This window comes from Amycolatopsis sp. NPDC049159, assembly GCF_040648295.1.
Classification (GTDB): domain Bacteria; phylum Actinomycetota; class Actinomycetes; order Mycobacteriales; family Pseudonocardiaceae; genus Amycolatopsis; species Amycolatopsis pretoriensis_A.
In genome coordinates this window covers 139,765-165,182 of the sequence record NZ_JBEZDL010000009.1, presented here as the reverse complement: position 1 = coordinate 165,182, position 25,418 = coordinate 139,765, and the positions used below count along the sequence as shown (strand labels likewise).

Here is a 25,418-nt window from a genome sequence, read left to right as displayed (position 1 = left end):
GAGGCGGCACTTTCACGTGAAAGTGCCGCTTCTTCACGGAGGTTTCACATGGCTGGATTGGACGGCAGGACGATCATCATGTCCGGCGGCAGCCGGGGGATCGGCGAAGCGATCGCGCTGCGGGCCGCGAAGGATGGCGCGAACGTGGCGCTGCTGGCCAAGACCGCCGAACCGCACCCGAAGCTGCCCGGCACGATCTACACGGCCGCGGAAGCGATCGAGAAGGCCGGCGGGCACGCCCTGCCGATCCTCGGCGACGTCCGCGACGACGAGGGTGTCGCGGCCGCCGTGGCGAAGACCGTCGAGCAGTTCGGCGGCATCGACGTCGTGGTGAACAACGCCAGCGCGATCGACCTGACGCCGACCGAGCAGGTCGGCATGAAGCGCTACGACCTGATGCAGGACATCAACGCGCGCGGCACGTTCCTGCTGTCCAAACTGGCCATTCCGCACCTGCGCGCTTCGGAGAACGCCCACATCCTGACGCTGTCGCCGCCGATCAGCCTCGACGAGAAGTGGTTCACCGCCGGGCACCTCGCGTACAGCATCGCGAAGTACTCGATGAGCCTGGTGACCGTCGGGCTGGCGGCGGAGCTGAAGGGCGACGGCGTCTCGGTCAACTCGCTGTGGCCGCGCACGACGATCGACACCGCGGCGATCCGCAACGTCGTCGGTGCGGAGCTGGCTTCGCGCAGCCGCACGCCGGAGATCATGGCCGACGCCGCGTACGCGATCCTGACGAAGCCGAGCGGCGAGGCCACCGGGAACTTCTTCCTGGACGACGAAGTGCTGCGCGCGGAGGGCGTCACCGACTTCGCGAAGTACCGCGCCGGCGACACCGCGGAGGAAGACCTGCAGCTCGACTTCTGGGTGGACCCGGCTTGACCGGCGTCCGCGAACCCCAGCAGGAACGCAGCCGCACCACGCGGCGGCGGCTGATCGAGGCCGCGCTCGACAGCTTCGGCGAGCGCGGCTGGCACGGCGTGACGGTGGCCGGGATCGCCGAGCGGGCGGGCGTTTCCCGCGGCGCGGCCCAGCACCACTTCCCGGCCCGCGAGGACCTCGTGGTGGCGGCGGTCGACCTGCTCGGCCAGTCCCAGATCGACGAGCTGCGCGCCCAGGCGGCGGACCTGCCGACCGGCGCGTCCCGGATCGAGCGCGTCGTCGAGATGGTGCTGAACCTCTACACCGGCCCGCTGTTCCGCGCGGCCCTGCAGCTGTGGGCGGTCGCGGCGACCGACGACGCGCTGCGCGAGGTGCTGGTACCCCTGGAGGCCCGGGTCGGCCGCGAGGCGCACCGCGTGACGGTCGAACTGCTGGGCGTCGACGAGTCCCGGCCCGGGGTGCGCGAGCTCGTCCAGGCCACTTTGGACCTGGGCCGCGGGCTCGGGCTGGCGAACCTGCTGACCGACGACACCAAGCGGCGCAAGCAGATCGTGCGCGAGTGGGCGCGGACGCTGGAGCTGCGGATCGCGGTCACCGGAAGCGCTTGAGGTCCTCGAGGGCGCCCGTGGTTTCGGGGTGCTCCGGTCCGAGCACGCGGCGCAGAACCGGGATCAACTCCTCGAGCGCCGCCACGGCTCCGGACGGGTCCCCGGTTTCGCCGCGCAGGGTGGCGTGGGTGTGGCGAGCCGTCAGCGTGGTGGGGTGCTCCGGCCCGAGGACGCGGTCCAGGTCCGGCAGGAGGTTCTCCAGTGCCGCCAGGGCTCCCGCCGGATCTCCCGCCCAGCTGCGGAAGCGCGCGAGGTTGTGCCGGGTGGTCAGCACGTTCGGGCTGCCCGGCCCGAACACGCGGCTCAGGTCCGGCAGCATCTCTTCGACGACGGCCGCCGCTCCCGCGGGATCCCCGGCTCTGGCCCGCAACGCGGCCAGGTGGTGCCGGCTGGTGAAGAGGGCGGGGTGGTCCGGGCCGAGAACGCGCTGCTGGTCCTGGAGCAACGTCTCGTAGGCGGCCACGGCCGGCGCCGGATCGCCGGCCAGGCCCCGGAACCACGTGAGGTGCTGGCGCGTGTCCAACGTGTCGGGGTGGTCGGGACCGAGTACGCGTTGCTGGTCCTGCAGCAGGAGTTCGAGCCGGGCGGTCGCTCCGGCCAGATCCCCCGACTCGGCCTGCAGCACGGCCGAAGCATCGCGGGTGGTCAAGGTGGCGGTGTGCTCCGGCCCGAACACCCGCTCCAGGTCCGGCAGGAGGCTCTCGTAGGCGGCCAGCCCGCCGGTGAGGTCCCCGGTGGCGGCCCGGAGCCGGGCCGCGGCGATGCGGGTGCTGAGGGTATCGGGGTGGTCCGGTCCGAGCGCGCGATGCCGATCCTGGGCCAGCCGCTCGACCTCGGCCAACCCGGACGGGTCGCCGGCGGCGTCCCGCATGACCGCGAGGTTCTGCCGGCTGGCCGAGGTGGCTTGGTGCTCGGCCCCGAGCACCCGCTCGAGGTCCGGCAGGAGGCTCTCGTACACCGCCACCGCCCCGGCGAAGTTCCCCGTCTCGCCCAGGTACCTGGCCAAGGTGCTGCGCGCGGTCAACGTCAGCTGGTGCGTCCGCCCGGGGACCCGGTCCAGATTCGCGAGGAGGGCGCTCAGCGCCTCGACAGCTCCGCGCGGATCGCCGGCGGCGCCCAGGGAAGCCGCCAGGTCGTAGCGTGCGATCGAAGTGTCGAGGTGCTGGGCGCCGAGCCGATCCGCCGCGGTGCGGCCGAGCTGCCGGAAGTACGTGATCGCCGGGCCGAGTTGCCCGTTCTCGCGGAGACTCCGTCCCGCCTGCAGGAGCACCACGTGGCACCCCCGGCGCCAGAGCTGCTGGGGGTCACCGGTGGCCTGCAACGCGAAAGTGCTGCGCCGCAACGCCTGCGCCAGCGTCCGGTCCGACTCGATCTCCGGCCACGCCTGCGTCAGCGCGTCCGCGGCGGCCCGCGTGATCCGCGCGAAGTCCTTGGGGCGCAGGTCGTCCCGGGCCGCGCGCTGCACCAGTGCGTGGACGCGGACCGCGTGCGGGTCGAGGCCGACGAGGTTCAGGCGGTGCAGGCAGCCCAGTGCGTCGCGGGCGTCTTCCGCGGTCGGGCGCCGGCGGGTCGTTTTGCGCAGGAAGTCCAGCGCGGCCGGCGCGGTGAGCACGGAATGGGGGATGCCGTGGGGATCGAGGACGCTCAGGAACCGCAGCAGCGGGCCGGCCAGGCCCGCGGGTTCGAGCCGGTCGGCGTGGGCGATCGACAACGCCCAGGTCGCCGTCACCGTGGCCTGGTGGTCGTCGGGCAGGACCGCCGCCAGCTTGCGTTCCCGGAACCGCTGACGGTACGCCGAACAGGGCAGCTCGCGGTCGAGGACGTACGCCGCGGCCTGGGCGAGCGCCAGCGGCAGGTGCCCGAGGTCGTCGGCCAGCCCGGCGACGTCGTCGGCCAGGTGCGGGCGGGCGGCGAGCTTGCGGTTCAGGTACGCCCGCGACTCCGCAGCGGTGAACTGGCCGACGTCGACGATCCGCCGCCGGTCGCCGGCGAGTGCGGCGTCGCGCCGCCGGGTCGTGAGGACCACCCGCCCGGCGGCCGGTGGCCAGAGGCCGTGCAGGTCCGCGGGGTGCTGCACGTCGTCGAGCACCAGCAGCCAGCGCTTCGGGGTCGAGGCGAGCCACTCCAGGAGACGGCGCGCGCCCTGCTCCGGGTCGGCGTCGTCGATGCCGGTGAGCGTCTTCGCCAGCTGCGCGTAGGCCGTCAGGATCGCGTCGCGGGACTCCGCGGTGATCCAGGCCAGGAGGTCGACTTCGCGGGCGGCCCACGCGCGTTCGGCGAAGTCCGCGGCCAGCTGCGTCTTCCCGACGCCGCCCAGTCCCGACAGCACCGTGATGGCGTCGAGCGTGACTTCGCGGTCTTGGAAGCCGTCCGCGCGGGCGGGGACCACGCCGGCCCGGTGCGGCCAGTGCACGCCCGTCGTCACCCCGCCGGGCCGGGCCGGGACTTCGACGGCGAGGGCCAGCGCGAACGCGGCGGCGTGCGCGGCCGCGGTCACTTCGGCGCCGTCGTCGCCGATGCCCCGGACGGTCAGCACCGGCAGGCCGTGGTTGAGGTGACCCGCTTTGGCGACGCCGGCGCTTTCCATTTCGATCGCGGCCGCGTCGTCGTAGGCGGTGCGCAGCCGGGCGGCCAGGGGAGCGGTGCGGGAGCCGAGCACGACTTCCCCGGCGGCGATCGGCCGGAAGTGCACCGGCGGCGGAGGTCCGGGGGAGTCCGGGAGCCAGCGCCCTTCGCGGGCGACGTGCCGGGCGATCTGGTCGAGCTCGTGCGGGATTTCCCAGGCCTGCGGCCGGTTCCGGAAGCCGTCGTCCTCGTCCTTGCCGCCGTGGTAGCCGTAGACCTTGGTCGCCACGACGACGTCGCCGGGGCCGAGGTCGTCGTGGAGCGCCCCGGCGATGCCGACGAACAGCAGCGCGCTGGGCGCGAAGGTCGCGATCGCGCGTTCGGTCAGGACGGCGGCGCCCTGGTTGCCCTGGCCGGTGAGCGCGAGCACGATCGTGGCCCCGCCGGCGGGTGGCACGCCCACCTCGAACCGCGTGCCCGACGGGTGCGCCGTGACGCGGCGGTCGCCCAGCACCGCCCGCACGGCCGCGTATTCCGTTTCGAGGGCGGTCAGCACCACGACCGTGGGGGTCACGGGAGCTCGGCGGCGAGGGCGAAGGCGAAGGCCGCCGCGTTCGCCGCCGCGACGGGCTGCCAGCCGGCCTGGTCGGCAGCGTGCTTGTGGCCGTCGGCCTTGTCGCTGATGCCCCGGACGGCGACCACGGGCAGGTTCCGGTTGAGGTGACCGGCCTTGGCGACGCCGGCGCTTTCCATCTCGATCGCGGCGGCGTCGTCGTAGTTCGTGCGCAGCTGCTCGGCCAGGGGAGTGGTGCGCGAGTTGAGCACGACCTCCCCGGCGGCGATCGGCCGGAAGTGCACCGACGGACGGCGCCCCTCCGGGAGCCAGTCCTCCTCGCGGGCGACGTGCCGGGCGATCTGGTCGAGCTCGTACGGGATCTCCCACGCCTGCGGCCGGGCGCGGAAGCCGGTGTCCTCGTCCTTGCCGCCGTGGTAGCCGTAGACCTTGGTGCCCACGACGACGTCGCCGGGCTCGAGGTCGTCGTGCAGGGCACCGGCGACGCCGACGAACAGCAGCGCCCGCGGGTCGTAGGTGGCGATCGCGCGTTCGGTGAGGATGGCCGCCGCCTGGTTGCCCTGGCCGGTCAGCGCGAGGACGGCCGAGCCCCGGCCGCGCGGCGGGCGGCCCACCTCGAACCGGGTGCCCGAGCGGTGGGTCTCCACCCGGCGCCCGGCCAGCAGCGCCCGCACGGCCGCGTACTCCACCTCCAGCGCGGTCAGCACCACGATCGTGGGTTCCGGAACGTCGTTCACGCGATCTCGCTTTCTGCGTCGTTCAGGTTGTGCCCGCGCAGGATCGGCGGGTGCAGGACCGTCGCCGGGCCACGCCGGTAGAGCGCGGCGGGCCGGCCGCCGTCCCGGGCCGTGCGGTCGCCGGTGGGCACCAGGAACCCGGTCACCCCCGTGATCTTGCGGTGGAAGTTGCGGTGGTCGAGCCGGTGGCCCCAGACGATTTCGTAGACGCGCCGCAGCTCGCTGATGGTGAACTCGGGCGCGCAGAACGCCGTGGCGAGCGTCGTGTACTCGAGCTTGCCGCGCGCCCGCTCCACCGCGTCGGCGATGATCGCCCGGTGGTCGAAGGCGACCGGCGCGTCCGTGCCCTCGACGTCGGCGACCGCTTCCCAGCGCGCGGCGCGCGCGTCCCCGCCCGCCGCCGGGATCGGCAGGTCGGGCACCAGCGCCAGGTAGCACACGGTCACCACCCTCCCCCGAGGATCACGGTCCGGCCCGCCGTAGGTCCGCAACTGTTCCAGATGCAGCCGATCGGCCGCCAGGCCGGTCTCTTCGGCCAGCTCGCGGGCGGCCGCGACGTCGATGTCCTCGTCCTCGGAGGCGATGAACCCGCCCGGGAGCGCGAGCTGCCCGCGGTAGGGCGCTTCCGCGCGCTCGACGAGCAGGATGTTCAGCCGCTCTTCGCGGACGGTGAGGATCGCGAGGTCGACGGCGACCGCGACCTTGGGGATCTGCCATGTCGTGTCCTGGGCCACGCCGCAAGCCTAGCTTCATGTCAGCTTGACGCAAAGTCGGCTCGGGTTCTAACCTGAGTGCACTTAATGTCGAAACGACGAAAAGGGTCCGCGATGTGTGTGCACCTACCGGTCTCGCTCGCCTGCAAGCTGGCCGCCGTCCTCCTGTTCGCGGGGCTGGTCAGCGGGTTCTGCCTCGCCTCGGCCTGGCAGGCGCCCACCGCCACCGCGAGCGGCTCGCCCGGGATGGCGGTGGGTCATGCCGCGCGCTGAGAAGCCCTTGGCGCCGGACGGCTCCGCGCTGACCGCGTTCGCGGCCGGCCTGCGGGCGCTGCGGGAGAACGCGGGGAACCCCTCCTACCGCGAACTGGCGCGCCGGGCGCACTTCTCCGCCACCACGCTGTCCGACGCCGCGGGCGGGCGCCGGCTGCCGAGCCTGGCGGTGACCCTGGCGTACGTCCGGGCCTGCGACGGTGACGCCGGCGAGTGGGAACGCCGCTGGCGCGCGACGGCGGCCGAGCTGACCACCCCGGCCCCGGCCGAAGCCACCGCTCCCTACCGCGGGCTCGACGCCTACGACCGCGAGGACGCCGGCCTGTTCTTCGGCCGGGACCGGCTCGTCGACACCCTGGTCGCCGCCGTCGCGGCCCACCGCTGCGTGGTCGTGACCGGTCCGTCGGGCGCCGGGAAGACGTCGCTCCTGCGCGCCGGCCTGCTGCCGCGCTTGAGCGGCGCGGTCGTCTTCACGACCGCGGGGGAGCGGCTGCCCGAGGGGGACGCGCTGGTCGTCGTCGACCAGTGCGAAGAGCTCTTCGCGCCCGGCCGCGACGACGACCGGGCGCGGTTCGCCGCCGCGCTGCGCACGGGCGGGCCGCGGGTCGTGCTCGCCGTGCGCGCGGACTTCGCGGACCGCTGCGCGGAACTGGCCGGCCCGCGCGAGACGCCGGCCCGCGTCGAGGTCGGGCCGATGACCGCCGACGAGCTGCGGCAGGCGATCACCGCCCCGGCCGCGCGCGCCCGCTGCCTGGTCGAGACGCCGCTGCTGACCACGGCCGTCGCCCTCGCCCACGGGCGGCCCGGCGCGCTGCCGTGGCTGTCGCACGCGCTGCTCGAGACGTGGCGGCGGCGCAGCGGCACCCGGCTGACCCTCGCCGGTTTCCAGGCGGCGGGGGAGTTCGGCGGACCGGCGGCCGGCGCGGCGGAGGCCGTGTTCGACGCGCTCGGGCCACCCGGGCGGGCCGTCGCCCGCGACCTGTTCCGCCGGCTCGCCGACCCCGGGGAAGGCGCCAGGGCCGTCAGCGCCGACGAACTCGACGACACCCCGCTCGCCGCCGGCGTCGTCGAGCGGTTCGTCCGGGCGCGGGTGCTCGTGCGCGACGCCCACCGGCTCCGGCCGGCCCACGAGACGCTGCTGGGTGCCTGGCCGCGCCTGGCCGCGTGGCTGGAAGAGGACGGCGCGGGGCGGCGCACCCACCGCGAACTCACCCAGGCGGCCGCCACCTGGCGCCGCCACCACCGGGACCCGAGCCTGCTCCTGCGCGGCGCTCACCTCGCGGCCGTTCGTGCGTGGGCCCGGCACCCGCGGCACCTCACCGTCCACGAGCGGGCTTATCTCGACGCCAGCACCGCCGCCGAGACGCGCCCCCGGCGCCGGGGATGGCTGGCCGCGCTGCTCGCGGCCCTGTGCGTCCTCTCCGCCGCGGCCGGGCTCGGCGGCCAGCCGGTCTGCGGTCCGGTCGCCCTGCCGCGCGCCGATCGTTGTCCGGACCTTTGTCGTCCGGCGGCCGCGGCCCCGGCGCCGGACAACGCCGAGGCCCTAGACCTGGGTTAGCAAGCCCGGTCCGCGGGGGGCGGACCGGAACGGAACGAGGGAGGAAACCATGAGAGCAGCAGCAGTGGTGGCCGCGGTGGCCGTGGCGGCGACGGTGGGGGTCGGCGCCGCCGGGCCGGCCGAGGCCGCGTGCCAGGCGCAGTACGCGTGCATGTACTCGAACTCCGATCTGGGCGGCTACAAGTTCGAGAACTTCAACAGCCAGGCCAACTGGGGGAGCCTGCGGTACGCCGGCACCAGCATCCCGCTGTGGGCGGGCGACGGCACGTACAACAACGTCAGCTCGATGGAGAACAAGGACACCAACTCGCCGATCGCCGTCTACTACAACTCCCAGTACCGGGGGTCGTGCTTCACGATCCGGTCGAGCGGCACGGTGCGGAACTTCGCGAACGTCCGGCTCTCCGGGGACAACCACGACGGCTGGGTGGCCAACGACGTGATGAACTCCCACCACTTCAACATCGCGTGCGGCACGTACTACGGGTGAGGGCGGCGCGGATCGCCGCGGCGGTCGCCGTCGCGGCGCTCGGGTGCGGCGTCGCCCTGTCGGCGGGCGACGCCGCGGAGCCCGGGCCGCCGCCGATCGGGCCGGTGCGGCCGGTGGTGTCGGGCGCGGACGTCGTGCTGCCGTTCGACGCCTACCGGCACCCCGCCGCCGAGGTCAACGTGATCGAGCGCGCCACCGCCGCGCTGGCGGGGAAGTGCCTGGCGCGCTTCGGGTACGACTGGACGCCGCCCTCGATCGACGCGGTCGACACGTCCCGGCCGGCGGCGGGGGGCCGCTACGGGATCGTGGACGCCGCCGAGGTCGCCCGCCTCGGCTACCACGCGGCGCAGCCGCCGGACCGCGCGGCGCGGGCGCAGCCCCCGCTGGACGTGCTGGTGGTCTACACCGGCAAGGGCACGTCGGAGGTGCGCGGCCGGCCGGTCCCCGAGGGCGGCTGCGTCGGGGAGGCCCGCCGCCGGCTCGAGGAGGGCGTGCCGGCGGCCTTGCCGGGGGAGGCGTTCGCGGAGCTCGACCGCGAGCTCTACCTGACGGCGCAGGCCGATCCGCGGGTTCAGGCGGCGATGGCCGGCTGGCGTGCCTGCATGGCGGAAGCGGGGGAGCGGTACGCCGACGTGTGGGCGGCCAACGACGACGTCCGGTGGAGCGGCCCCGCGCCGGCCCCGGCGGAGATCGCGGTCGCGAAGGCGGACCTGGCGTGCCGGACGCGGACCGCGTTGCCCGGGACGTGGCTGGCGGTGGAAACCGCCTACCAGCAGCGGGCGATCGCGGACCGGCGCGGCGAGTTCGACGCGCTGGCGCAGGCGCTGCGGGCGCGGCTGGCCAACGCCCGGCGGGCGCTGGAGCGGTGAAGGAGGGGGCGGGGACCGGGACACCGGACCCCGCCCCCTTCGGCGTGCCCGACCCGGCGGAACCGCACTGGCACCCGAAACGTCATAGTGCCGTAAGTAACACAATCAGCCCAACGGGCGAATGACTATGCGTAGTGGTTCCGAGGAGAAAGGCAGTCCGGTGTCCGGTTCAGGAGTCGAGCTCACCCACCGCGCCATGGCGATGCTGAGGGCGGTGGCGGCGGGACGCGCGCAGATGTCGTGCAGCTGCGAGCCCGACCTCTTCATCGACGGATTCGCCTGCTGCGATCAGATGACCGCGCACGCACTCGCCCACGGCGGCTACCTGCGGCCCGCCGCCGAAGCCGCCACCGGGCGCGTTCCGGCCGAGCTCACCGAGGCCGGCCGGGCCGCGCTGGAGATCGTCGTCGCCGCCTGAGCGACGTCACCGAGCGTCGCCGGTTCGCTCATCCGTTCCCGTCGGCGAGTTCCGCTTCGCGCCGGGTGAGCACGAGGGGAGCGCCCTCGGTGACGGCGATCGTGTGCTCGGAGTGGGCCGTGCGGGAACCGTCGGCCGAGCGGATCGTCCAGCCGTCGGGATCGAAGACGATCCGGTCGGTCGTGGCCGCGAACCACGGCTCCAGCGCGAGGGTCAGCCCCGGCCGCAGCTTCATCCCGCGCCCGGCCGTGCCCTGGTTGGGGACGTGCAGGTCCTCGTGCATGGTGCGGCCGATGCCGTGCCCGCCGAACTCGGTGTTGACCGGGTAGCCGTACTCGCGGGCCACCGCCCCGATCGCCGCCGAGATGTCGCCCAGCCGGTTGCCGGGGCGCGCCGCGTCGATCGCCGCTTCCAGTGCCACCTCCGTCGCCCGGATGATCCGCAGGTCCGCCTCGGCGGGGGTGCCGACGATCACCGTGCGTGCCGAGTCGGCCGCCCAGCCGTCGATGCTGACCGCGAGATCGGCCGTGACCACGTCACCGTCGCGCAGCACGTAGTCGTGCGGCAGGCCGTGCAGGACGGCGTCGTTGACCGACAGGCAGATGACGTTGCGGAACGGGCCCTCGCCGAAGGACGGCGCGTAGTCCCAGTAGCACGACTCGGCCCCGCGCCGCTTGATCATGCCGCGCGCGTGGTGCTCGAGGTCCATGAGGTTGACGCCCACGTCGGCGAGCCGGCCGACCTCGGTCAGGATCTCGGCGACGAAGCGCCCGGCGACGTGCATGCGGTCGACTTCCGCAGGCGTCTTCAGTTCGATCACGAAAACCTCGCGTTACCAGAGTCGGTATAGTTATACCGGAACGGTAGCACGTTTCCGGTATAGAAATACCAGTCGGGTCCGGAATGGGGACGAAAACCCGCCCGACCTGGCAGGCTTGGGCCATGGCGGAACCCCCACCACCGGTCGACGACGACGCGACGGTCTTCCTCCCCAGCGAGCTGCGCGGCCCGCATTGGCCGACCCGTGACCTCGACGTCTCGCACCGGCCCTACGACGAGTTCGCCACCCAGATCGTCGCGCGCCCGCCCGCGTCCCCGGTCAGCGCCGGGCGCGGCGAGGGCGCCGGGTCGTCGCTGGCCCGCTCGAGCGGGCGGATGGCGGTCGCGTCCGCGGTCAGCCGGGTCACCGGGTTCGTCGCCAAGCTGCTGCTGGCCGCCGTGGTCGGGACCGGGGTCGTCAACGACTCCTTCACCGTCGCGAACACGCTGCCCAACATCGTCTTCGAACTGCTCTTCGGCGGCGTGCTCGCCAGTGTCGTCGTGCCGCTGCTCGTGCGCTCCCACGACGACCCGGACGGCGGCCGCGCGTACACGCAGCGGCTGATCACGATGGCGCTGGTGCTGCTCACCGTCGGCACGGCGGTCGCGGTGGCGATCGCCCCGGTGTTCACCGCGCTCTACGTCGACAAATCGTCCGCGACCGCCAACCCGGGGCTGACCACGGCGCTCGCGTACCTGCTGCTGCCGCAGATCCTCTTCTACGGCCTCTTCGCGCTGCTGTCGGCGATCCTCAACGCGCAGAACGTCTTCGGCCCGCCGGCGTGGGCGCCCGTGCTCAACAACGTCGTCGTCACCGGCACGCTCGTGGTGTTCGCCGTGGTGCCCGGCGAGCTGGTCCTCGACCCGGCCCGGATGAGCGACCCGAAGCTGCTCGTGCTCGGCCTGGGCACCACGCTCGGCATCGTCGCGCAGGCCGTCGTGCTGATCCCGGCGTTGCTGCGCACCGGGTTCCGGTTCCGCTGGCGCTGGGGCTTCGACCCGCGGATCAAGGAGTTCGGCGGGCTCGCCGCGTGGATCCTCGGCTACGTCGTGGTGAGCCACGTCGGGTTCGTCGTCACCACCCGGGTGCTGACCGGCGGCACCAGCGGCGGGGTCACCGCCTACAGCTACGCGTCGCTGCTCTTCCAGCTGCCGTACGGGATCCTCGGCGTTTCGCTGCTGACCGCGCTGATGCCGCGGATGAGCCGCGCGGCCGCGGACGGTGACACGGGTTCGCTCGTCGGCGACCTTTCGCTCGCGTCCCGGATGTCCACGGTGCTCTTCGTGCCCATCTCGGCGGTGCTGGCCGTGGTCGGCACCCCGATCGGCATCGCGATCTTCACCTGGGGCCGCGGCACGCTCGAAGACGCCGAGCGGCTCGGCCAGACCCTCGCCGTCTCGGCCGTCGGGCTGCTGCCGTTCGCGCTGGTCATGTTGCAGCTGCGGGTGTTCTACGCGATGAAGGACGCCCGGACGCCGACGCTGATCATGCTCGTGATGACCGCGGTGAAGATCCCGCTGCTGCTGCTCTGCCGGGGATTGCTCGACGGCGAGCACATCGTCTACGGCGTGATGCTCGTCAACGGCGCCGGGTTCGTGGTCGGCGCCGTGCTCGGCCAGGTCTGGCTGTGGGTCCGGCTCGGGCACCTGCGCAGCAAGCGGTCGCTGCGGGTCGGCCTGATCGTGCTGGGGGTCAGCGCGCTCGGCGTCGGGGCGGCGGTGCTGGCCGGCTACGCCGTGCCCGGCTCGCTCGGCCCGATCCCCGCCGCGTGGGTGAAACTGCCGGTCCAGACCTTGCTCGGGATGGCCGTCCCGTTCGGGTTGCTGGCGCTGCTGAAGCTCCCGGAGTTCACCCCCGTGACCCGGCGCGTGGGCGCTCTCCTGCGGCGGTTCGCGCCTCGTTGACGACTACGGCCGGGAAGGCGATCCGGATGTCTCGGAACGATTACGAGACCGCTGCGATCAGCGCGTTTACAATTCCGGCGCGGCTTCCTACGATCCACCCGGTGCAGCTACGGGGCGGAGGTCGTGCATGACGCGCAGTGCGCGCAGGCGGCGGGATCGGGTCACGGTCGACGAACTGCTGCGGGCGGCGGGCGCGCGGCCGCGCAAACCCGGTTCGCGCTCGGCCGAAACGGCGGCGCGGCGCGGCACCGAGCCCGGGCCGCGCGGGTCGGGCGGCCGGTTCGCGCTGGCGGCGGCGGTCTTCGTCGTGCTGGGCGGGCTGGTGCTCGCGCTGGCGACGCGGCCGGAACCCGTGCCCGGGTCGACGCAGTTCCCGCAGCTGCAGCCGGCCACCGGCGCCCCGTCGTCGAGCGCGGTCGCCGCGCCGACGAGCACGACCACGCCGTCCCCGGTGGTGATGCACGCGCGCCGGACGCCGACCGCCACGCCGGCGCCGACCGTGACGGTGGAGCTGCCCCCGCCTTCGACGGCCACGGTCACCCTCCCGCCGCCGACGTACGACTGGGGCCGGTGCTCGCCCTACGGCTGCCGCCGCGACGGCACGCCGGTGCGCTGACGGCGCAGCAGCAGGTAGGTCCCGGCGGCGAGCACGAACCCGGCCGCGAACGTCAGATCACCGGTGCCGGGCACGGCTTCCGGGATCGGCGCGGTGTAGAGCGCCTGGTTCGCGAAGAGGCCGACGGAGACCACCAGGCCGACCAGGAACGCGGTGAACCCGGCGGCGTTGCGGTGGTTCTCGTCGGCGAGCAGCGCGCCGAAGTCGGTGCCGCGGCGCAGGTGGTGGTCGGCCAGCAGAACGCCGAGCCACGGGCCGATCCAGTAGGCGATGACCAGCAGGAAGTTCTCGTAGGCGTGCCCGGCGTCGCCGAGCCCGAGCCAGGCGAGCACGAACCCGACCGCGCCGAAGGCGAGCGCGACGGCCGCGCGGCGCCAGGCCGGCGGCAGCCGGACGCCGAGGGCGAGGAAGGCGAGCGCTCCCGAGTAGACGTTCAGGACGTTCGCCGCGACCGCGCCGAGCGTGATGGCCAGCAGCGTCGCCGCGGCGAGGAACCCGGGCAGGTGCCCGGTGAACGCCGTCGCCGGGTTGGCGTCGGCCGGGCCGCCGATGGTCGTCGACGCGGCGCCGGCGAGCATCAGCACGGTGGTGGACAGGAACAGCCCGAGCCCGGCGTAGCGGCCGATCGCGCGTTTCGACGCGGTCTTCGGCAGGTAGCGCGTGTAGTCGGCGGCGTAGGGGTTCCAGCCCGCGGTGTAGCCGAACGCGGTGCCGACGGTGAGCAGGAACCCGCCGACGCTCCCGGTGTTCGGCGTGGCGCCCGACTTCGTGAACACGACCACGCTCGCCGCGGCGAACACGACGGCGAGGACGGCGAAGACGTACTTTTCGTAGGCCTGCACGAGGTTGTGCCCGAAGAAGGCGATGACGATCTGCAGCGCGACGACGAGCACGAGGCAGGCGAGCACGGGCAGCCCGGTGAGACCGGCGAGGGCGAAGGCGCCGCTGACGCTGTTGACGGCGAACCACCCGATGCCCGCCATCACCGACATCAGCGCGGCGGGCAGGAGGTTGCCGCGGTAGCCGAACGCGGCCCGCCCGAGCACCATCTGCGGCACGCCGTAGCGCGGCCCGCGCGCGGACAGGACGCCGTGCGCGAGCGCGCCCAGCCCGTTCCCGACGACGGCGGCGAGCGCGGCCTGCCAGAACGTCAGCCCGAACGCCGTGACGGCGAGGACGCCGACGAAGACGGTGGCGAACTCGAGGTTGGGAGAGGCCCAGGTCCAGGCCAGTTGCCGCGGCGTCCCGTGCCGGTCGGCGTCGGCGACGGGCTCGACCCCGCCCGGCTCGACGGCCACCACCTTGTCGCCGTAGCCGGCGCTCTCGGTCCTCGTCATGGAAGGACGGTAAGCGGTGAAAGTTGCGGCGGTGTGACGGTTCCGGCCGCCGGACCGGCCGTGAATGCCACATTGACGGCCTTGGTGTCCGGGGGACCGGCAAAGTCGTCGGCGTGGTGGGCGGCCTGCCCGGCGTCGCGGGTCGTCATGAACGGGTCGTCATGACGTCCGGCGACAGGGCTCCGGCAAAGTCGCGTTGGTGCAGTTCGCAGCGTTGCACCGGACGTGGGGCGAGCGGGGTCACCGGCGGCAGGGTGGCCTGGCCGCGTGAATTTGCCGGGACCCCGGCCGTGATGTCGTGAACGACTCGTTCATGTCGTCTGGTGCGGTGAACGACTCGTTCATGACAGTGCGGGCCGCCGGACTTCGCGAGAGGCCCGATTCCCGGTGACCGGTACCCGCGAAGGCCCCCTCACCGGCCCCGATGCCGGTGAGAGGGCCTCCGACAGCCCCACTACGGGCCGGTGTCAGCCGGTGTAGCCGGCGACGATCTTGGTGAACGCGTACTTGTCCTGCGTGATGCCGCTGCATTCGCCGCCGCCGCTGCAGTCGCGGTTGGTGGCCCAGAACGTGAAGCGGGCCAGGTGGTGGCTCGTCGCGTAGCCGCGGATGGAGGTGAAGTTCGCGACCGTGACGGTCTCGCCCGCGTTGTCGGTCTTGCCGTTCATCGAGGAAAGGCCGCTGTGCCGGTAGGCGGTGTCGTCGTTCCAGCCGAACGTGGTCTTGAGCTGGTTCTTCAGCCCGTCGACCGCGGACTTCGTCAGGGCGGCCATGTCGCCGCCGCTGGAGAAGTCGAACGGCATGACCGACCAGACGTCGACGCCGGCGCCGATCGCCTTGGCCTGGTTGATCAGGCGCTTGCCCCACGAGTCGGGGCCGGTCGTGGTGGTGCCGATGGTGATGACGACCTTCAGGTCCGGGTTCTTCTGCTTGGTCAGCTTGACCGCGTTGAGGATGCGGTCCTGCACCGTGTTGTTCTGGAACTCGTCGGTGTTCTCGATGTCGAGGTCGATCGCCTTGAGGCCGTAGGCGTCGATCACCTTCTGGTACGCACCCGCGAGCGCCGAGGCCGACGTGCACTTCGAGCCCAGCTTGGTGCCGGACCAGCCGCCGAAGGAGGGGATCACGTCCCCGCCCGCGTTGCGGATGTTCTGGATCATCGTCTTGTCGGAGCCGGTCAGCGAACGGCTGCCGTCCCACTTCGGGTTGCAGGTGCCGTCCGACAGGACGAAGGCGAGGGTAAACGCTTTCACACCGGTCGCGGACATCGCCGCGGTCGGGCTGGTCTGCCCGCCCCACTGGTACAGGTACGGGGAAGCGAGCACCGGGTCCACCGCGGCCATGGCCTGCGGGGCGAGACCGACCGCCGTCGCCATCGCGGCTCCGGCCGCGAACGCGAGGGTCACCAGACGGCGCAGGGATTTCATAGGGGTCCTCCAAACGAGCAGGTTGGAGCACCTCCGGTTTGAGGCGGCGGGATCATCCCGGGAGGAGCGTTGTGTGCCACCCCACAGTGGACTAGACCAATGTTGTGTGTCAACCCTCCTTCGGCCGGAAAATGACGCACGGTGCGCGCGCGGCTCCCGAGCGTCGGCGGGTGTGAGATTCCCCTGAAGGCGGATCGACAGGGCCGGGCATTCCGGCTACTTTGCCGAAATGGTGGGGGATTCGGTCGCCGCCGGCGGAGGACGCCGCCCGGGCCGGTTCCTGCCCGCCGTCGTGCTGGCGCGCTGGGCGCTGTGGCGGCTGCCGCGCCGCGGTCAGGTGCTCTACCTCGTCGCGGTCGACGTCCTCGCCGTCGCCGCCGTCGCGCTCGCCGCCGTCCGGTTCCCGCCCCTGCCCGCGATGCTGGGGCCGTTCGCGCTGCTCCTGGGCGGGCTGCTGGTGTCCGCCGAGCTCGCGCGGCCGGTGGAGCGCCACCGCGAGGACACCCTGCTCGGCCCCGGCGTCGACACCCCGTGGATCTTCGCCGGCGTGCTGGTGCTCCGGCCCGGCCTCGCGGTCGCCCTGGTCGTGCTGTCGGCCGTGCACCAGTGGTTCCGGGTCCGCAGAAGACCCGTGTACCGGCAGGTGTTCGGTGCCGCGTCGACGGCGCTGGCCGGGCTCGTCGCGGGCGCGTTCCTCACCGCGACCGGCGTCCGGCCGCTGGGCGCGGTCCTCGACTCCCGCACCGTCCTCCTGCTGACCGCCGCCGTCCTGGTGTTCCTCGCGGTGAACGCCGCGCTCGTGACCGCCGCCGACGGCCCCCGCCGCCCGCGCGAAGCCGCGCCGGGCCACGCTTTCGACGCCGCGATGACCGCGTTCGGCCTGCCGCTGGCCTGGGCCACCGCGGCGGCCCCGCTCCTGGTGCCGGTGCTGGCCGGCGCCACGGTGGTGCTGCACCGCGGCGGCCTCGGCCTCGGCCGCCGCGACCACGTCACCCTCGACCCCGGCACCGGCGTGCTGACCGCGGCGTCGTGGCGCGGCGCCGCCGAAGCCCGGCTGGACCGCCTCGCCGGAGCCGGCCCCGGCCCGGCGGTGCTGCTGCTCGACCTCGACCACTTCCGCCGCCTCAACGACCGCTACGGCGCCCGCATCGGCGACGCGGTCCTGCGCGCGGTGGCCGACACCCTGCGCGACGAGGTCCGTTCGGCCGACCTGGTGGGCCGCTCCGGCGGCGAGGAGTTCGCGGTCCTGCTGGCCGGCGCCGGCCGCTTCGACGCGATGGCCATCGCCGAACGCATCCGCCTGCGCATCGCCTCGACCCTGGTGGCGCTGAAGTCCTCGGCCGACGGCCCCCAGTTCGTCGGTGTGACCACGTCGATCGGGGTCGCGGCGTGTGCGGCGGACGGTCGCTTGTCGGGTGCGCTGCTGGCGGCGGAGGCGGCGTTGCTGCGGGCGAAGGCGGCGGGGCGGAACCGGACGATCTGCGCCGACCCCGGCTCGTGAGTGTTCCGGGCGGTTCCCACCGCCCTGAACACCCACGACGACTCAGCCGACGGTGATCGCGGTCAGCTTCTCCCGCAGGTACTCCGCCGCGATCACCTCGGGGTACGTCCGCTTGCCCAGCGGCGGCGCGAGCGACGTGATCCGGGCGTCGTGGTCGGTCTCGTAGAAGAAGATCAGCGACACCAGGTCCTCGTCCGGGGCGGTGGCCGCCGGGGGGAGGACGCGGTGGCGCGTCGATCGCCAGCGGTCGCCGGTCCAGCGGGCCATCAGGTCGCCGATGTTGACCGTGAACGCGTCCGGGTGGAACGGCGCGTCTTCCCACTCGCCGTCGGCCGTGCAGACCTGCAGGCCGCCCACGCCGGCCTGGCGGTCGAGCACCGTCACCGTGCCGAAGTCGGTGTGCGGGCCGATCCGGAACTGGTCCGCCTCCGGCGCGCCGACGTGCGTCATCGGCGGGTACCAGTTGATGTTGAACGTGTACGTCGGGTGCGCCGTGTGCCGCGTGAAGTGGCTCTGGGCCAGGCCGAGCGCCGCGGCGAAGATCTCCAGCAGGTGGTCCGACAGCGCGCGCATCCGGCGCATGTACTCCGTCGCCGTCTCGGCGAAGCCGGCCACCTCGCCGGGCCAGACGTTGGGCTGGAACCAGAACCCGTCGATCTCGGCGACGCCCACGCCGTCGTCCGCGCCGGCGGAGTAGGACTCCTTGAGGTCCGGCGGGGTCTCGGTGCCCTCGGCGTAGCCGTTGGCCTCGACGCCGGGCGGCAGCCAGCCGCGCCCGCCGACCGTGACCGCGTAGCGCTGCTTGACGTCCTCGGGCAGCGCGAAGAACTCCCGCGCCAGCTCGCGCGTCCGGTGGCGCAGCTCGTCCGGCACGCCGTGCCCGGTGACCAGCAGGAAACCGGACTCCCGCAGCGCGTGGTCGATCTCGCCGGCCACGTCGGCGCGGCCTTCGGACGTCCCCCCGAACCACGGCGAAAGGTCCACGAGCGGAACGGATGACGGCATACCGGCTCCTCGCAACAGCACTGTCCTATTCGGACTTCTCGACCCCGATGTCCTCGAACCACAGGTCCGGGCGCGCGGCGATGAACTCGGTCATCAGCGCGGTGCAGGCGGGATCGTCGAGCACGGTGATTGCCACGCCGAGCCCGGCGAGCCAGTCGTGCCCGCCGTGGAACGTCGTGGCCTCGCCGATGACGACGCGCCCGATCCCGAACTGACGGACGAGACCGGAGCAGTACCAGCACGGCGACAGCGTCGTGACCATGATCGTGTCGCGGTAGTGCGGGCGCCGGCCGGCGTTGCGGAACGCCGCTGTCTCGGCGTGCGTCGACGGGTCGGCGTCCTGCACGCGCCGGTTGTGCCCGCGGCCCAGCAGGGTGCCCGCGGTGTCGAACAGCGCGGCCCCGATCGGCACGCCGCCTTCGGCCTTGCCCAGCTCGGCTTCCTCGCGGGCGACAGCGAGCAGGGCGTGCGGGTCGATCGGCATGCGTCACTCTTTCCGGCCGGGGCGGTGCCTGGCAAGTGTTTGACCGCACGGCTGCACCATCCGGCGGATCGAGGACCGGAACTGTCCTCGATGTCTGGCACACTGCGTGCCATGTACGGCACTTCGGAACGCCTGCTCCGGTTGCTCTCGCTGCTCCAGGCGCGGCGCGACTGGCCGGGCGCGGACCTCGCGTCGCGGCTCGACGTCGACGTCCGCACGATCCGCCGCGACGTCGAGCGGCTGCGTTCCCTCGGCTACCCGGTGCACGCGACGCCCGGGGTGGCCGGCGGCTACCGGCTCGGCGCGGGCGCCGCGCTGCCGCCGCTGCTGCTGGACGACGACGAAGCCGTCGCGGTCGCGGTCGGCCTGCGCACGGCGGCGAGCGGCACGGTCAGCGGCATCGAGGAGACGTCGGTGCGCGCGCTGGCGAAGCTGGAGCAGGTGCTGCCCGCCCGGCTGCGGCCGCGCGTGGGCGCCGTGGCCGCGGCGACGGTCTCGCTGCCCGGCGCCGGGCCGATGGTGGACGCGTCGGTGCTGACCGCGATCGCGGCCGCCTGCCGCGACCACGAGCGCCTGCGCTTCGGCTACGGCGACCGGTCCGGCGCGGAGACGGAACGCTCGGTCGAGCCGCTGCGCCTGGTCCACACCGGCCGGCGCTGGTACCTGGTCGCCTTCGACCTCGACCGCGCCGGCTGGCGCACCTTCCGGGTCGACCGGATCACCGGGGTGCCGGCGGCGAGCTTCCGCTTCACCCCGCGCGAACCCCCGGCCGAAGACCTCGCGGCGTACGTCTCGCAGCAGATCTCGATGGCGCCGTACCCGCACCAGCTCGTGCTGCGCGTGGCCGCCCCGGCCGACGTGCTCGCGCGCCGCATCCCGCCGACGTCCGGTGCCGTGGAGGCGATCGACGAGCACAGCTGCCGGGTGCGGACCGGGGCGAACACCCTCGACACGGTCCCGTACCACCTGGCGCAGTGGGGGTACGACTTCGTGGTGGAGGAGGCGCCGCCGGGGCTGGTGGAGCTGCTGCGCGAGGTGGCGGAGCGGTTCGCCCGCGCGGTCGGTTAGCCCGCTTCGACCCGGACGCGATCGCTTTCGCCGTCGGAGAGGAACGACGCCAGCTCACCGCCTTCCACCGTGACGGCGGCCCGGTCGGCTTTCGGCAAGCGCCCCAGTGGCTTCACGACCACCGTGCCGTCCGCCACCTGCCACGTCGCCGCCACGCGGCCGTCGACCAGCACCACCCGCTCGCCGGCCACCGAAAGCCCGCGGTGGGCGTCGTCGATGATCCGGCTCCGGTCGTCGTAGCCGAGGATCGCGTTGTCGAACGCGGGCAGGAACCGCACCGGCGCCGGGGTGTCCGGGTCCGGGCGCGGGGCGTCGGGCAGGTCCAGCAGCTCGCGCCCGCGTTCGTCGCGGAACACGACCAGCTCCTCGCGCACGGCCTTCACCGCCGCGGGCAGCCCGGCCAGGCCGCTCCACGCGCGCAGGTCGGCGGTCGCCGCGGGACCGTACGCCGCGAGGTAGCGCCGCACGAGCGCCTGCCCGGCCACGTCGTCCGGGGCGAGCGGGTCGACGTCGCGGCCCAGCCAGGCCGTCAGCGGCAGGTTCCGCACGCCGGCCTTGACGCGCCACAGCCCGCGCGGCGGCAGCTGGGCCACCGGGATGAGCGCGGCGACCAGCATTTCCCCGAGCGGCCGCGGCCCGGCGCCGGGCCAGCGTCCGGCGACCGCGCGGGCGAGGTCGCCCATCGAGCGCGGCTCGCCGTCGGCCAGCACGGCGCGGCCCGCCGCCGCGAGCTCGCCGAGGTCGACCCCGGCGAGCTCGCGGCGGTAGGTGCCCAGGACGCGCTGGCGCAGCATCGCGTCGAACCGCGTCCGCCACGCCAGCACGTCCTCGGCGGCGAGCAGGTGGACGGTGCGGCGCATCAGGTGCGTCCGCACCACGCGCCGCCCGGTCAGCAGCTCCGAAAGCGCCGCCGGGTCGAAGGCGCGCAGCCGCGACCACAACCCGGTGAACGGCTCCTGCGGCTCCTGCGCCTGCAGCCCACCGAGGTGGGCGACGGCGTCGTGCACCGGCAGTCCGGCGCGCTCGAGCAGCAGCTGACGGGCGAGCGTGGCGCGGTTGAGCGCCCGCGTGTCCAGGACGGTCACGTCGACTTCTGACCGTCCAGCGCCTCGCGGATGATGTCCGCGTGCCCGGCGTGCTGCGCGGTCTCGGTGATGACGTGCAGCAGCGCCCGCCGCGCGCTCCACGTCGTGCCCGGCTGGTTCCACGGCGCGTCGGGCAGCGGGTGCGTGACCGACAGGTCGGGCAGGCTGGTGATGATGTCCTCGCTGCGCTTGGCGACGTCTTCGTAGCGGGCCAGGATCCCGGCGAGGGTGTCGCCGGGCTGCATGGCGAACTCGTTCTGGTGGTCGATCGCCCACTGCGGGAACTCGCGAGCGGTGCCGGCCGCCATGTCGGCCCAGGTCACGCCCTCGGGGAGGTCGTAGCGCATCGCGGAGGGGCCTTCCAGGGCGAAGCGCAGCCAGTTTTCTTCCATGGAGGCGACGTGCTTGAGCAGGCCGCCCAGGCACAGCGCGCTGACGGTCGGCCGCGCGCCGGCCTGCTCGTCGGTGAGATCGCGCGCCGGGGTGGTGAGGGCGGCGCGGGCGGCCGCCAGTTCGGCGATGAGGTCGTTGCGTTCGGTGTCGTTCTGCACGAGGACCACTCTGGCAAGGGTAGCGGACAGGGTGTGTCCGCTATTCCTGGGAAGATCGGCGCATGCCGAAAACTTCCGGACGGCTGCTGGCTCTGCTGTCGCTCCTCCAGGCCCGCCGCGACTGGCCTGGTGCGCTGCTGGCGTCGCGGTTGGAGGTCAGCGAGCGCACGGTACGCCGCGACGTCGACCGCCTGCGAGAGCTCGGCTACCCGATCGCGGCGGTGAAGGGCCCGGACGGCGGGTACCGCCTCGACGCGGGTTCGCAGCTGCCGCCGTTGTTGTTCGACGACGACCAGGCGGTGGCCCTGGCAGTCGCCCTCCGGACGGCGAGTGGCGCGGGAATCGAGGAGGCGGCGGCGCGGGCGTTGAACACGGTCCGGCAGGTGATGCCGGCGCGGCTGCGCCATCGGGTGGACGCGCTGCGGGTGACGGCTGCGGACCGGGCCGGGCCGCGGGTGGACCCGTCGGTGCTGGCCGCGTTGAGTTCCGCGGTGCATGCCCGGGAGGTGCTGCGGTTCGACTACGTGAGCGGTGGGCGGGCGCGGGGGACTGGTGAGGTGCCGCGCGCCGACTCCGCGGTCGCCAGGGTTGCGGTGCCTGGCTCGAACTCTGCGGCCGGTGGGGCGCCCCGAGCCGGTGAAGTGCCTCGCTCGAACTCCGTGCCCGACGGAGCTCCCCGCGCCGGTGAGGTGCCCCGCTCGGACTCCGTGCCCGCTGGGCCGCCGCACCGCGAGGTGCCCCACGTCGACTCCGTGGCCGCCGACTCGCCGTCCCGGGGCGAGCCGCGCGTCGAACGTGTGCCCGCCGGGCCGCCGCGCCGGGTCGAGCCGCACCACGTCGTCACCTGGGGCGGCCGGTGGTACCTGGTGGCGTGGGACCTCGACCGCGCGGACTGGCGCACCTTCCGCGCCGACCGGATCACCCCGCGCGTGCCGGCCGGCCCGCGGTTCTCCCCGCGCGAGCTGCCCGGCGGCGACGTGGCGGCCTTCGTCGCGAGCCGCTTCACCGGCAAGGACCTGTCGGGGGACTGGCCGTGCCGTGGCGAAGTGCTCCTCGACCTGCCGGCGCACGTGGTGTCCGAGTACGCCCGCGACGGCGTCGTCGAGGAACTGGGCCCGGACCGCTGCCGCCTGGTGCTGGGTGCCTGGTCGTGGATCGGCCTGGCCGCGACGATCGGACGCTTCGACGCGGACATCGAGGTCGTCGGGCCACCCGAGCTCCGTGAAGCGTTTGCGCGCTTGGCACGTCGTTACACGGCCGCTGCTGACCGACCGCTCAGTCTGTGACTGGCGTCACGCCGAGCATCCGCAACACGAGCCCGCCGTACTCCTTGCCGAGCGCGGTGGGCGTCTGCCGGGCGCGCTCGCTGTACCAGCGGGCGACGTCGACGCCGAGCGAGAGCACTGCTCTCGCCGAGATGTGCGGGTCCGAAACGGTGAAAACGCCCTCTTCGACGCCGTCCGCGATCACCTTGCGCACGATCCGCTCGATCCGCCGCCGCAGTTCGGCGACGACTTCGAACTCCTGCTCGGGCAGTGCCTGCAGTTCGTACTGCACGACCCGCGCGACGGTGTGCCGCCGCGCGTGCCAGGCCACGAAGTCCTCCACGATCAGCCGGATCCGCTCGACGGGATCGGACACCTTCGCGACGACGTTCTCGACCAGCGCGAGGGTCTGCTCGTGCCCGTACCGGCTGATCGCGAAGAGCAGCGCGGCCTTCGAGGGAAAGTGCACGTAGAGCGCGGCGGGCGACATCCCGGCAGCCCCGGCGATGTCCCGCGTGGTGGTGGCGTGGTATCCCCGCTTGGCAAAGGCCTCCACCCCGGCGAGCATGAGCCGCCGAGCGGTCTCCGGCTGCACGTCCGGCCACAGTTCGGCCGAGAGCGACATCGTCATCCGGTGATCCTTCCAGAGAGCCCCACCGCAAGTGGCGGCCCCGACGGCCGGCCGGGACATGCCCATTGTAAGCAAGCGCTAACCTTCGGATCTGAGGGATGTAATCCGCAGAACGGGATGACCAGCCAGCGGGCCACGGCCCCGGTCAGTCGTGGCCGAGGTCCGCGGACAGTTCAGCCACGAGCTCACCGTGGGCCGCTGCGCTGCCGAGTCGCGTCGCAGGTGAACCCGGGCTGCGCACCCGGCCGCCGGCGACGCTCGTCTTCGACCACCCGAACCCGCGGGCGCTCACCAGCGCGTGACCGCACGACTCGCTGTCCGGCCCGGATGCCGCCCTGCTCGGCGACGGCCGGGTCGCCGACCTGCTCCGGGCACGCCCTGCGCTCACCGTGCCCGGGATCGACTGGCCGCCGGTCGTCGGCTCCGCCGCGGAGATCATCATCGGCGTCGAGGAATCCCACGCCCTCAACGAAAGCGTCGCACCCCTGGGAGGAGGGTGACGCCGGACCACCTCCGTCACTCCAGGTCGACGGAGGTGATCCGGTCCGTGTCCGCCGGCGCGGGGACGGGCACGCTGTGCACCACGCCCGCGGCGGCGGACGTCGGGCCGCCCGGGCGGGCCGGGCCAGGGCGGTACCGCCCGTAGAGCAGTCCGAGCGCGACGCCCGCCCCGGACACGATCGCCATGAGCAGCGCGGTCCGGGCCACGCCGTCGACGAGTGCGGCGCCCCGGTTCGCCCCCTCGATCGAGGCGGCGCCGCCGTAGATCGTCGCTGTCACGGCGGTGAGCAACGCGGCCCCGACGTACCGGGCCATGTTGGAGATCCCGGACGCCCCGCCGACGTCGTTGCCGGGTACGGAGGACGTCGCCGCGGCGGACGCGCATCCGTTGGAGAGCCCCATGCCAGCCGCGATGGCCACCAGCGGGAGGACGAACACCCCGTAGCCCCAGCTCTCTTCGAGGAACACCAGCGCCACGAAGCCGCCGGTCGTGATCGCGAACCCGAGGACGATCACGCTCCGGGAGCCGATCTTCTTCGCCAGGCTGCCGACGAAGGGCGCGATGAGAACGATGCCCGCCGCCGCGGGCAGCGTCGCCAGGCCCGCCTGGAGCGGGGACATCGCGAACGCCGCGGGGTCCTGGAAGAACAGGCTCATGACGTACATGAGGCCGTTGATGGCCCCGGCGACGATCAGGATCACCAGCGTCGAGCCGACCAGCACCTTGTTGCGCAGGAGCCGCAAGTCGACCAGCGGCGCCCGGACCCGGCGCTCGACGGCGGCGAAACCCCAGCCGGCGGCCGCGGAGACGATCAGGCACGTCCACGTGGGCGCGGACAGCCAGCCCCAGTCCGAGCCGCGGCTGAGCGCCAGCACCAACGGCACGAGGCAGGCGGCGACGAGCAGCATCCCGGCGAGGTCGAGGGACCGCGGCCGGGTCTCGTCGCGCGACTCCGGCACGGTGGCCAGGGTGAGCGGGATGCACGCGGCCGCGATCGCGGCGTCGATCCAGAAGAGGCCCTGCCACCCGGTCGTGTCGACGAGCAGGCCCCCGGCCAGTGGTCCGGCGGCGGCGCCGACCGCCGAGGCGGCGCCCCAGAGCGAGACGGCACGGACCTGAGCGGTTCCGCTCGCGGCGACCGAAAGCAGGCTGAGGCCGCAGGCCAGCAGCGTCGACCCGGCCGCACCCTGGATCGCCCGGCCCGCGATGACGGCGGCGCCGCTGCCCGCGAGCCCGACGACGACGCAGGAGAGCACGAAGAGCAGCAGCGCTCCCGAGAAGACCCGGCGCCGGCCGGCGATGTCGCCGAGCGCGCCGCCCGTGACGATCACGGCGGCGCCCACGAGCGAGTACCCGGTGACGGCCCACTGCAGCGTCGTGGCCGAGGCGCCGACGTCGTGGCTGATGGCGGGCAGCAGGATGGTCACCGCCGAGGTGTTCGCGTTCACGACGAGCGCCGAAATGCAGGTGACAGCCAGTACTGCACCGCCGGCCGGTGCCGGCGACGTCGATTCGGAAGCCATGCCGGCATG

General features: G+C 73.6%; 24 protein-coding genes. 12 read left to right on the top strand and 12 right to left on the bottom strand.

Annotation, left to right across the window (positions count from 1 at the left end; genetic code table 11):
• Window positions 1-48: 48 nt before the first annotated feature.
• Together AB0B33_RS18840 and AB0B33_RS18835 are read left to right on the top strand one after the other, a co-directional pair.
• Window positions 49-885, top strand: a complete 837-nt coding sequence (locus AB0B33_RS18840; RefSeq protein ID WP_360773160.1) for an NAD(P)-dependent oxidoreductase — start codon at window positions 49-51, stop codon at window positions 883-885.
• Window positions 882-1,493, top strand: coding sequence for a TetR family transcriptional regulator (locus AB0B33_RS18835; protein WP_360773157.1), 612 nt, complete (start codon window positions 882-884; stop codon window positions 1,491-1,493). The genes AB0B33_RS18840 and AB0B33_RS18835 overlap by 4 nt, the downstream gene beginning before the upstream one ends.
• Here the strand turns inward: AB0B33_RS18835 and AB0B33_RS18830 are convergent.
• The 3 genes from AB0B33_RS18830 to AB0B33_RS18820 are packed head-to-tail and all read right to left on the bottom strand — an operon-like array spanning window position 1,477 to window position 6,103.
• Entirely contained in the window at window positions 1,477-4,632 is a 3,156-nt protein-coding gene (locus AB0B33_RS18830) for a tetratricopeptide repeat protein (protein WP_360773154.1), read from the bottom strand. The two genes, AB0B33_RS18835 and AB0B33_RS18830, sit on opposite strands and share 17 nt — an antisense overlap.
• On the bottom strand, window positions 4,629-5,369 hold the full coding sequence (locus AB0B33_RS18825; RefSeq protein ID WP_360773151.1) for a 5'-methylthioadenosine/S-adenosylhomocysteine nucleosidase: 741 nt from the start codon (window positions 5,367-5,369) through the stop codon (window positions 4,629-4,631). The genes AB0B33_RS18830 and AB0B33_RS18825 overlap by 4 nt, the downstream gene beginning before the upstream one ends.
• Window positions 5,366-6,103: an NUDIX domain-containing protein gene (locus AB0B33_RS18820; protein WP_360773148.1), complete on the bottom strand. Its 738-nt coding sequence runs from the start codon at window positions 6,101-6,103 to the stop codon at window positions 5,366-5,368. Before AB0B33_RS18820 ends, AB0B33_RS18825 begins: the two co-directional genes overlap by 4 nt.
• Window positions 6,104-6,196: 93 nt before the next feature.
• On the opposite strand from AB0B33_RS18820, the gene AB0B33_RS18815 reads away from it, so the two are divergent.
• The 5 genes from AB0B33_RS18815 (at window position 6,197) to AB0B33_RS18795 (ending at window position 9,690) form a co-directional block, all read left to right on the top strand.
• Window positions 6,197-6,355 carry a hypothetical protein gene (locus AB0B33_RS18815; RefSeq protein ID WP_247011379.1) on the top strand — a complete coding sequence of 53 codons (159 nt, stop codon included), beginning with the start codon at window positions 6,197-6,199 and terminating at the stop codon, window positions 6,353-6,355.
• A complete protein-coding gene (locus AB0B33_RS18810) occupies window positions 6,342-7,913 on the top strand; it encodes an AAA family ATPase (protein WP_360773144.1) in 1,572 nt (523 codons plus the stop codon). The genes AB0B33_RS18815 and AB0B33_RS18810 overlap by 14 nt, the downstream gene beginning before the upstream one ends.
• Before the next feature lie 49 nt (window positions 7,914-7,962).
• Complete coding sequence (locus AB0B33_RS18805; protein ID WP_247025023.1) at window positions 7,963-8,403, top strand: peptidase inhibitor family I36 protein; 441 nt, start codon at window positions 7,963-7,965, stop codon at window positions 8,401-8,403.
• Complete coding sequence (locus AB0B33_RS18800) at window positions 8,400-9,272, top strand: hypothetical protein (protein WP_360773140.1); 873 nt, start codon at window positions 8,400-8,402, stop codon at window positions 9,270-9,272. Before AB0B33_RS18805 ends, AB0B33_RS18800 begins: the two co-directional genes overlap by 4 nt.
• Window positions 9,273-9,432: 160 nt before the next feature.
• The gene (locus AB0B33_RS18795; RefSeq protein ID WP_247025021.1) at window positions 9,433-9,690 is read left to right on the top strand and encodes a hypothetical protein; all 258 of its coding nucleotides are present in this window, start codon (window positions 9,433-9,435) and stop codon (window positions 9,688-9,690) included.
• Between the two features lie 28 nt (window positions 9,691-9,718).
• Here AB0B33_RS18795 and map read toward each other — a convergent pair whose 3' ends face one another.
• On the bottom strand, window positions 9,719-10,510 hold the full coding sequence (gene map / locus AB0B33_RS18790) for a type I methionyl aminopeptidase (RefSeq protein ID WP_247025020.1): 792 nt from the start codon (window positions 10,508-10,510) through the stop codon (window positions 9,719-9,721).
• Window positions 10,511-10,632: 122 nt separating this feature from the next.
• Here map and murJ point away from each other — a divergent pair, with 122 nt between their 5' ends.
• Together murJ and AB0B33_RS18780 are read left to right on the top strand one after the other, a co-directional pair.
• On the top strand, window positions 10,633-12,414 hold the full coding sequence (gene murJ, locus AB0B33_RS18785; protein ID WP_360773136.1) for a murein biosynthesis integral membrane protein MurJ: 1,782 nt from the start codon (window positions 10,633-10,635) through the stop codon (window positions 12,412-12,414).
• Window positions 12,415-12,541: 127 nt separating this feature from the next.
• A complete protein-coding gene (locus tag AB0B33_RS18780) occupies window positions 12,542-13,030 on the top strand; it encodes a hypothetical protein (RefSeq protein WP_247025018.1) in 489 nt (162 codons plus the stop codon).
• Here AB0B33_RS18780 and AB0B33_RS18775 read toward each other — a convergent pair.
• Both AB0B33_RS18775 and AB0B33_RS18770 read right to left on the bottom strand, forming a co-directional pair.
• Window positions 12,994-14,367, bottom strand: a complete 1,374-nt coding sequence (locus tag AB0B33_RS18775) for a cytosine permease (protein ID WP_360773132.1) — start codon at window positions 14,365-14,367, stop codon at window positions 12,994-12,996. The genes AB0B33_RS18780 and AB0B33_RS18775 overlap by 37 nt on opposite strands.
• A 467-nt stretch (window positions 14,368-14,834) precedes the next feature.
• Window positions 14,835-15,794, bottom strand: coding sequence for a chitinase (locus tag AB0B33_RS18770; RefSeq protein ID WP_360773129.1), 960 nt, complete (start codon window positions 15,792-15,794; stop codon window positions 14,835-14,837).
• Window positions 15,795-16,023: 229 nt separating this feature from the next.
• Between AB0B33_RS18770 and AB0B33_RS18765 the strand changes: the two genes are divergently transcribed.
• On the top strand, window positions 16,024-17,295 hold the full coding sequence (locus AB0B33_RS18765) for a GGDEF domain-containing protein (protein WP_360773126.1): 1,272 nt from the start codon (window positions 16,024-16,026) through the stop codon (window positions 17,293-17,295).
• Window positions 17,296-17,337: 42 nt separating this feature from the next.
• Here AB0B33_RS18765 and AB0B33_RS18760 read toward each other — a convergent pair whose 3' ends face one another.
• Both AB0B33_RS18760 and AB0B33_RS18755 read right to left on the bottom strand, forming a co-directional pair.
• On the bottom strand, window positions 17,338-18,300 hold the full coding sequence (locus AB0B33_RS18760) for a 2-oxoglutarate and iron-dependent oxygenase domain-containing protein (RefSeq protein WP_360773123.1): 963 nt from the start codon (window positions 18,298-18,300) through the stop codon (window positions 17,338-17,340).
• A 25-nt stretch (window positions 18,301-18,325) separates the two neighbouring features.
• Entirely contained in the window at window positions 18,326-18,784 is a 459-nt protein-coding gene (locus AB0B33_RS18755) for a nucleoside deaminase (RefSeq protein WP_360773120.1), read from the bottom strand.
• 111 nt (window positions 18,785-18,895) lie between these two features.
• Between AB0B33_RS18755 and AB0B33_RS18750 the strand changes: the two genes are divergently transcribed.
• Window positions 18,896-19,852 (top strand): YafY family protein, encoded by a 957-nt coding sequence (locus AB0B33_RS18750; protein ID WP_360773117.1) that lies wholly within the window; start codon window positions 18,896-18,898, stop codon window positions 19,850-19,852.
• Here AB0B33_RS18750 and AB0B33_RS18745 read toward each other — a convergent pair.
• Together AB0B33_RS18745 and AB0B33_RS18740 are read right to left on the bottom strand one after the other, a co-directional pair.
• Complete coding sequence (locus AB0B33_RS18745; RefSeq protein WP_360773114.1) at window positions 19,849-20,937, bottom strand: winged helix DNA-binding domain-containing protein; 1,089 nt, start codon at window positions 20,935-20,937, stop codon at window positions 19,849-19,851. The genes AB0B33_RS18750 and AB0B33_RS18745 overlap by 4 nt on opposite strands.
• Entirely contained in the window at window positions 20,934-21,497 is a 564-nt protein-coding gene (locus AB0B33_RS18740) for a DinB family protein (protein ID WP_360773111.1), read from the bottom strand. Before AB0B33_RS18740 ends, AB0B33_RS18745 begins: the two co-directional genes overlap by 4 nt.
• 53 nt (window positions 21,498-21,550) lie before the next feature.
• Between AB0B33_RS18740 and AB0B33_RS18735 the strand changes: the two genes are divergently transcribed.
• Complete coding sequence (locus AB0B33_RS18735; RefSeq protein ID WP_360773108.1) at window positions 21,551-22,774, top strand: WYL domain-containing protein; 1,224 nt, start codon at window positions 21,551-21,553, stop codon at window positions 22,772-22,774.
• On the opposite strand, the gene AB0B33_RS18730 is transcribed toward AB0B33_RS18735, so the two are convergent.
• A complete protein-coding gene (locus AB0B33_RS18730) occupies window positions 22,764-23,384 on the bottom strand; it encodes a TetR/AcrR family transcriptional regulator (protein WP_247025008.1) in 621 nt (206 codons plus the stop codon). The two genes, AB0B33_RS18735 and AB0B33_RS18730, sit on opposite strands and share 11 nt — an antisense overlap.
• 516 nt (window positions 23,385-23,900) lie before the next feature.
• A complete protein-coding gene (locus tag AB0B33_RS18725; RefSeq protein ID WP_360773104.1) occupies window positions 23,901-25,409 on the bottom strand; it encodes an MFS transporter in 1,509 nt (502 codons plus the stop codon).
• Between the last annotated feature and the right edge of the window lie 9 nt (window positions 25,410-25,418).

What these genes read in the sequence shown, in the direction of transcription:
- AB0B33_RS18840 (WP_360773160.1), top strand. Translation starts at nt 49, where the DNA reads ATGGCTGGATTGGACGGCAGGACGATCATCATGTCCGGCGGCAGCCGG.
- AB0B33_RS18780 (WP_247025018.1), top strand. Translation starts at nt 12,542, where the DNA reads ATGACGCGCAGTGCGCGCAGGCGGCGGGATCGGGTCACGGTCGACGAA.
- AB0B33_RS18735 (WP_360773108.1), top strand. Translation starts at nt 21,551, where the DNA reads ATGCCGAAAACTTCCGGACGGCTGCTGGCTCTGCTGTCGCTCCTCCAG.
- AB0B33_RS18750 (WP_360773117.1), top strand. Translation starts at nt 18,896, where the DNA reads ATGTACGGCACTTCGGAACGCCTGCTCCGGTTGCTCTCGCTGCTCCAG.
- AB0B33_RS18770 (WP_360773129.1), bottom strand. Translation starts at nt 15,794, where the DNA reads ATGAAATCCCTGCGCCGTCTGGTGACCCTCGCGTTCGCGGCCGGAGCC.
- murJ (WP_360773136.1), top strand. Translation starts at nt 10,633, where the DNA reads ATGGCGGAACCCCCACCACCGGTCGACGACGACGCGACGGTCTTCCTC.
- AB0B33_RS18730 (WP_247025008.1), bottom strand. Translation starts at nt 23,384, where the DNA reads ATGACGATGTCGCTCTCGGCCGAACTGTGGCCGGACGTGCAGCCGGAG.
- AB0B33_RS18755 (WP_360773120.1), bottom strand. Translation starts at nt 18,784, where the DNA reads ATGCCGATCGACCCGCACGCCCTGCTCGCTGTCGCCCGCGAGGAAGCC.
- AB0B33_RS18815 (WP_247011379.1), top strand. Translation starts at nt 6,197, where the DNA reads ATGTGTGTGCACCTACCGGTCTCGCTCGCCTGCAAGCTGGCCGCCGTC.
- AB0B33_RS18805 (WP_247025023.1), top strand. Translation starts at nt 7,963, where the DNA reads ATGAGAGCAGCAGCAGTGGTGGCCGCGGTGGCCGTGGCGGCGACGGTG.
- AB0B33_RS18725 (WP_360773104.1), bottom strand. Translation starts at nt 25,409, where the DNA reads ATGGCTTCCGAATCGACGTCGCCGGCACCGGCCGGCGGTGCAGTACTG.
- AB0B33_RS18775 (WP_360773132.1), bottom strand. Translation starts at nt 14,367, where the DNA reads ATGACGAGGACCGAGAGCGCCGGCTACGGCGACAAGGTGGTGGCCGTC.
- AB0B33_RS18810 (WP_360773144.1), top strand. Translation starts at nt 6,342, where the DNA reads ATGCCGCGCGCTGAGAAGCCCTTGGCGCCGGACGGCTCCGCGCTGACC.
- AB0B33_RS18760 (WP_360773123.1), bottom strand. Translation starts at nt 18,300, where the DNA reads ATGCCGTCATCCGTTCCGCTCGTGGACCTTTCGCCGTGGTTCGGGGGG.
- AB0B33_RS18765 (WP_360773126.1), top strand. Translation starts at nt 16,024, where the DNA reads ATGGTGGGGGATTCGGTCGCCGCCGGCGGAGGACGCCGCCCGGGCCGG.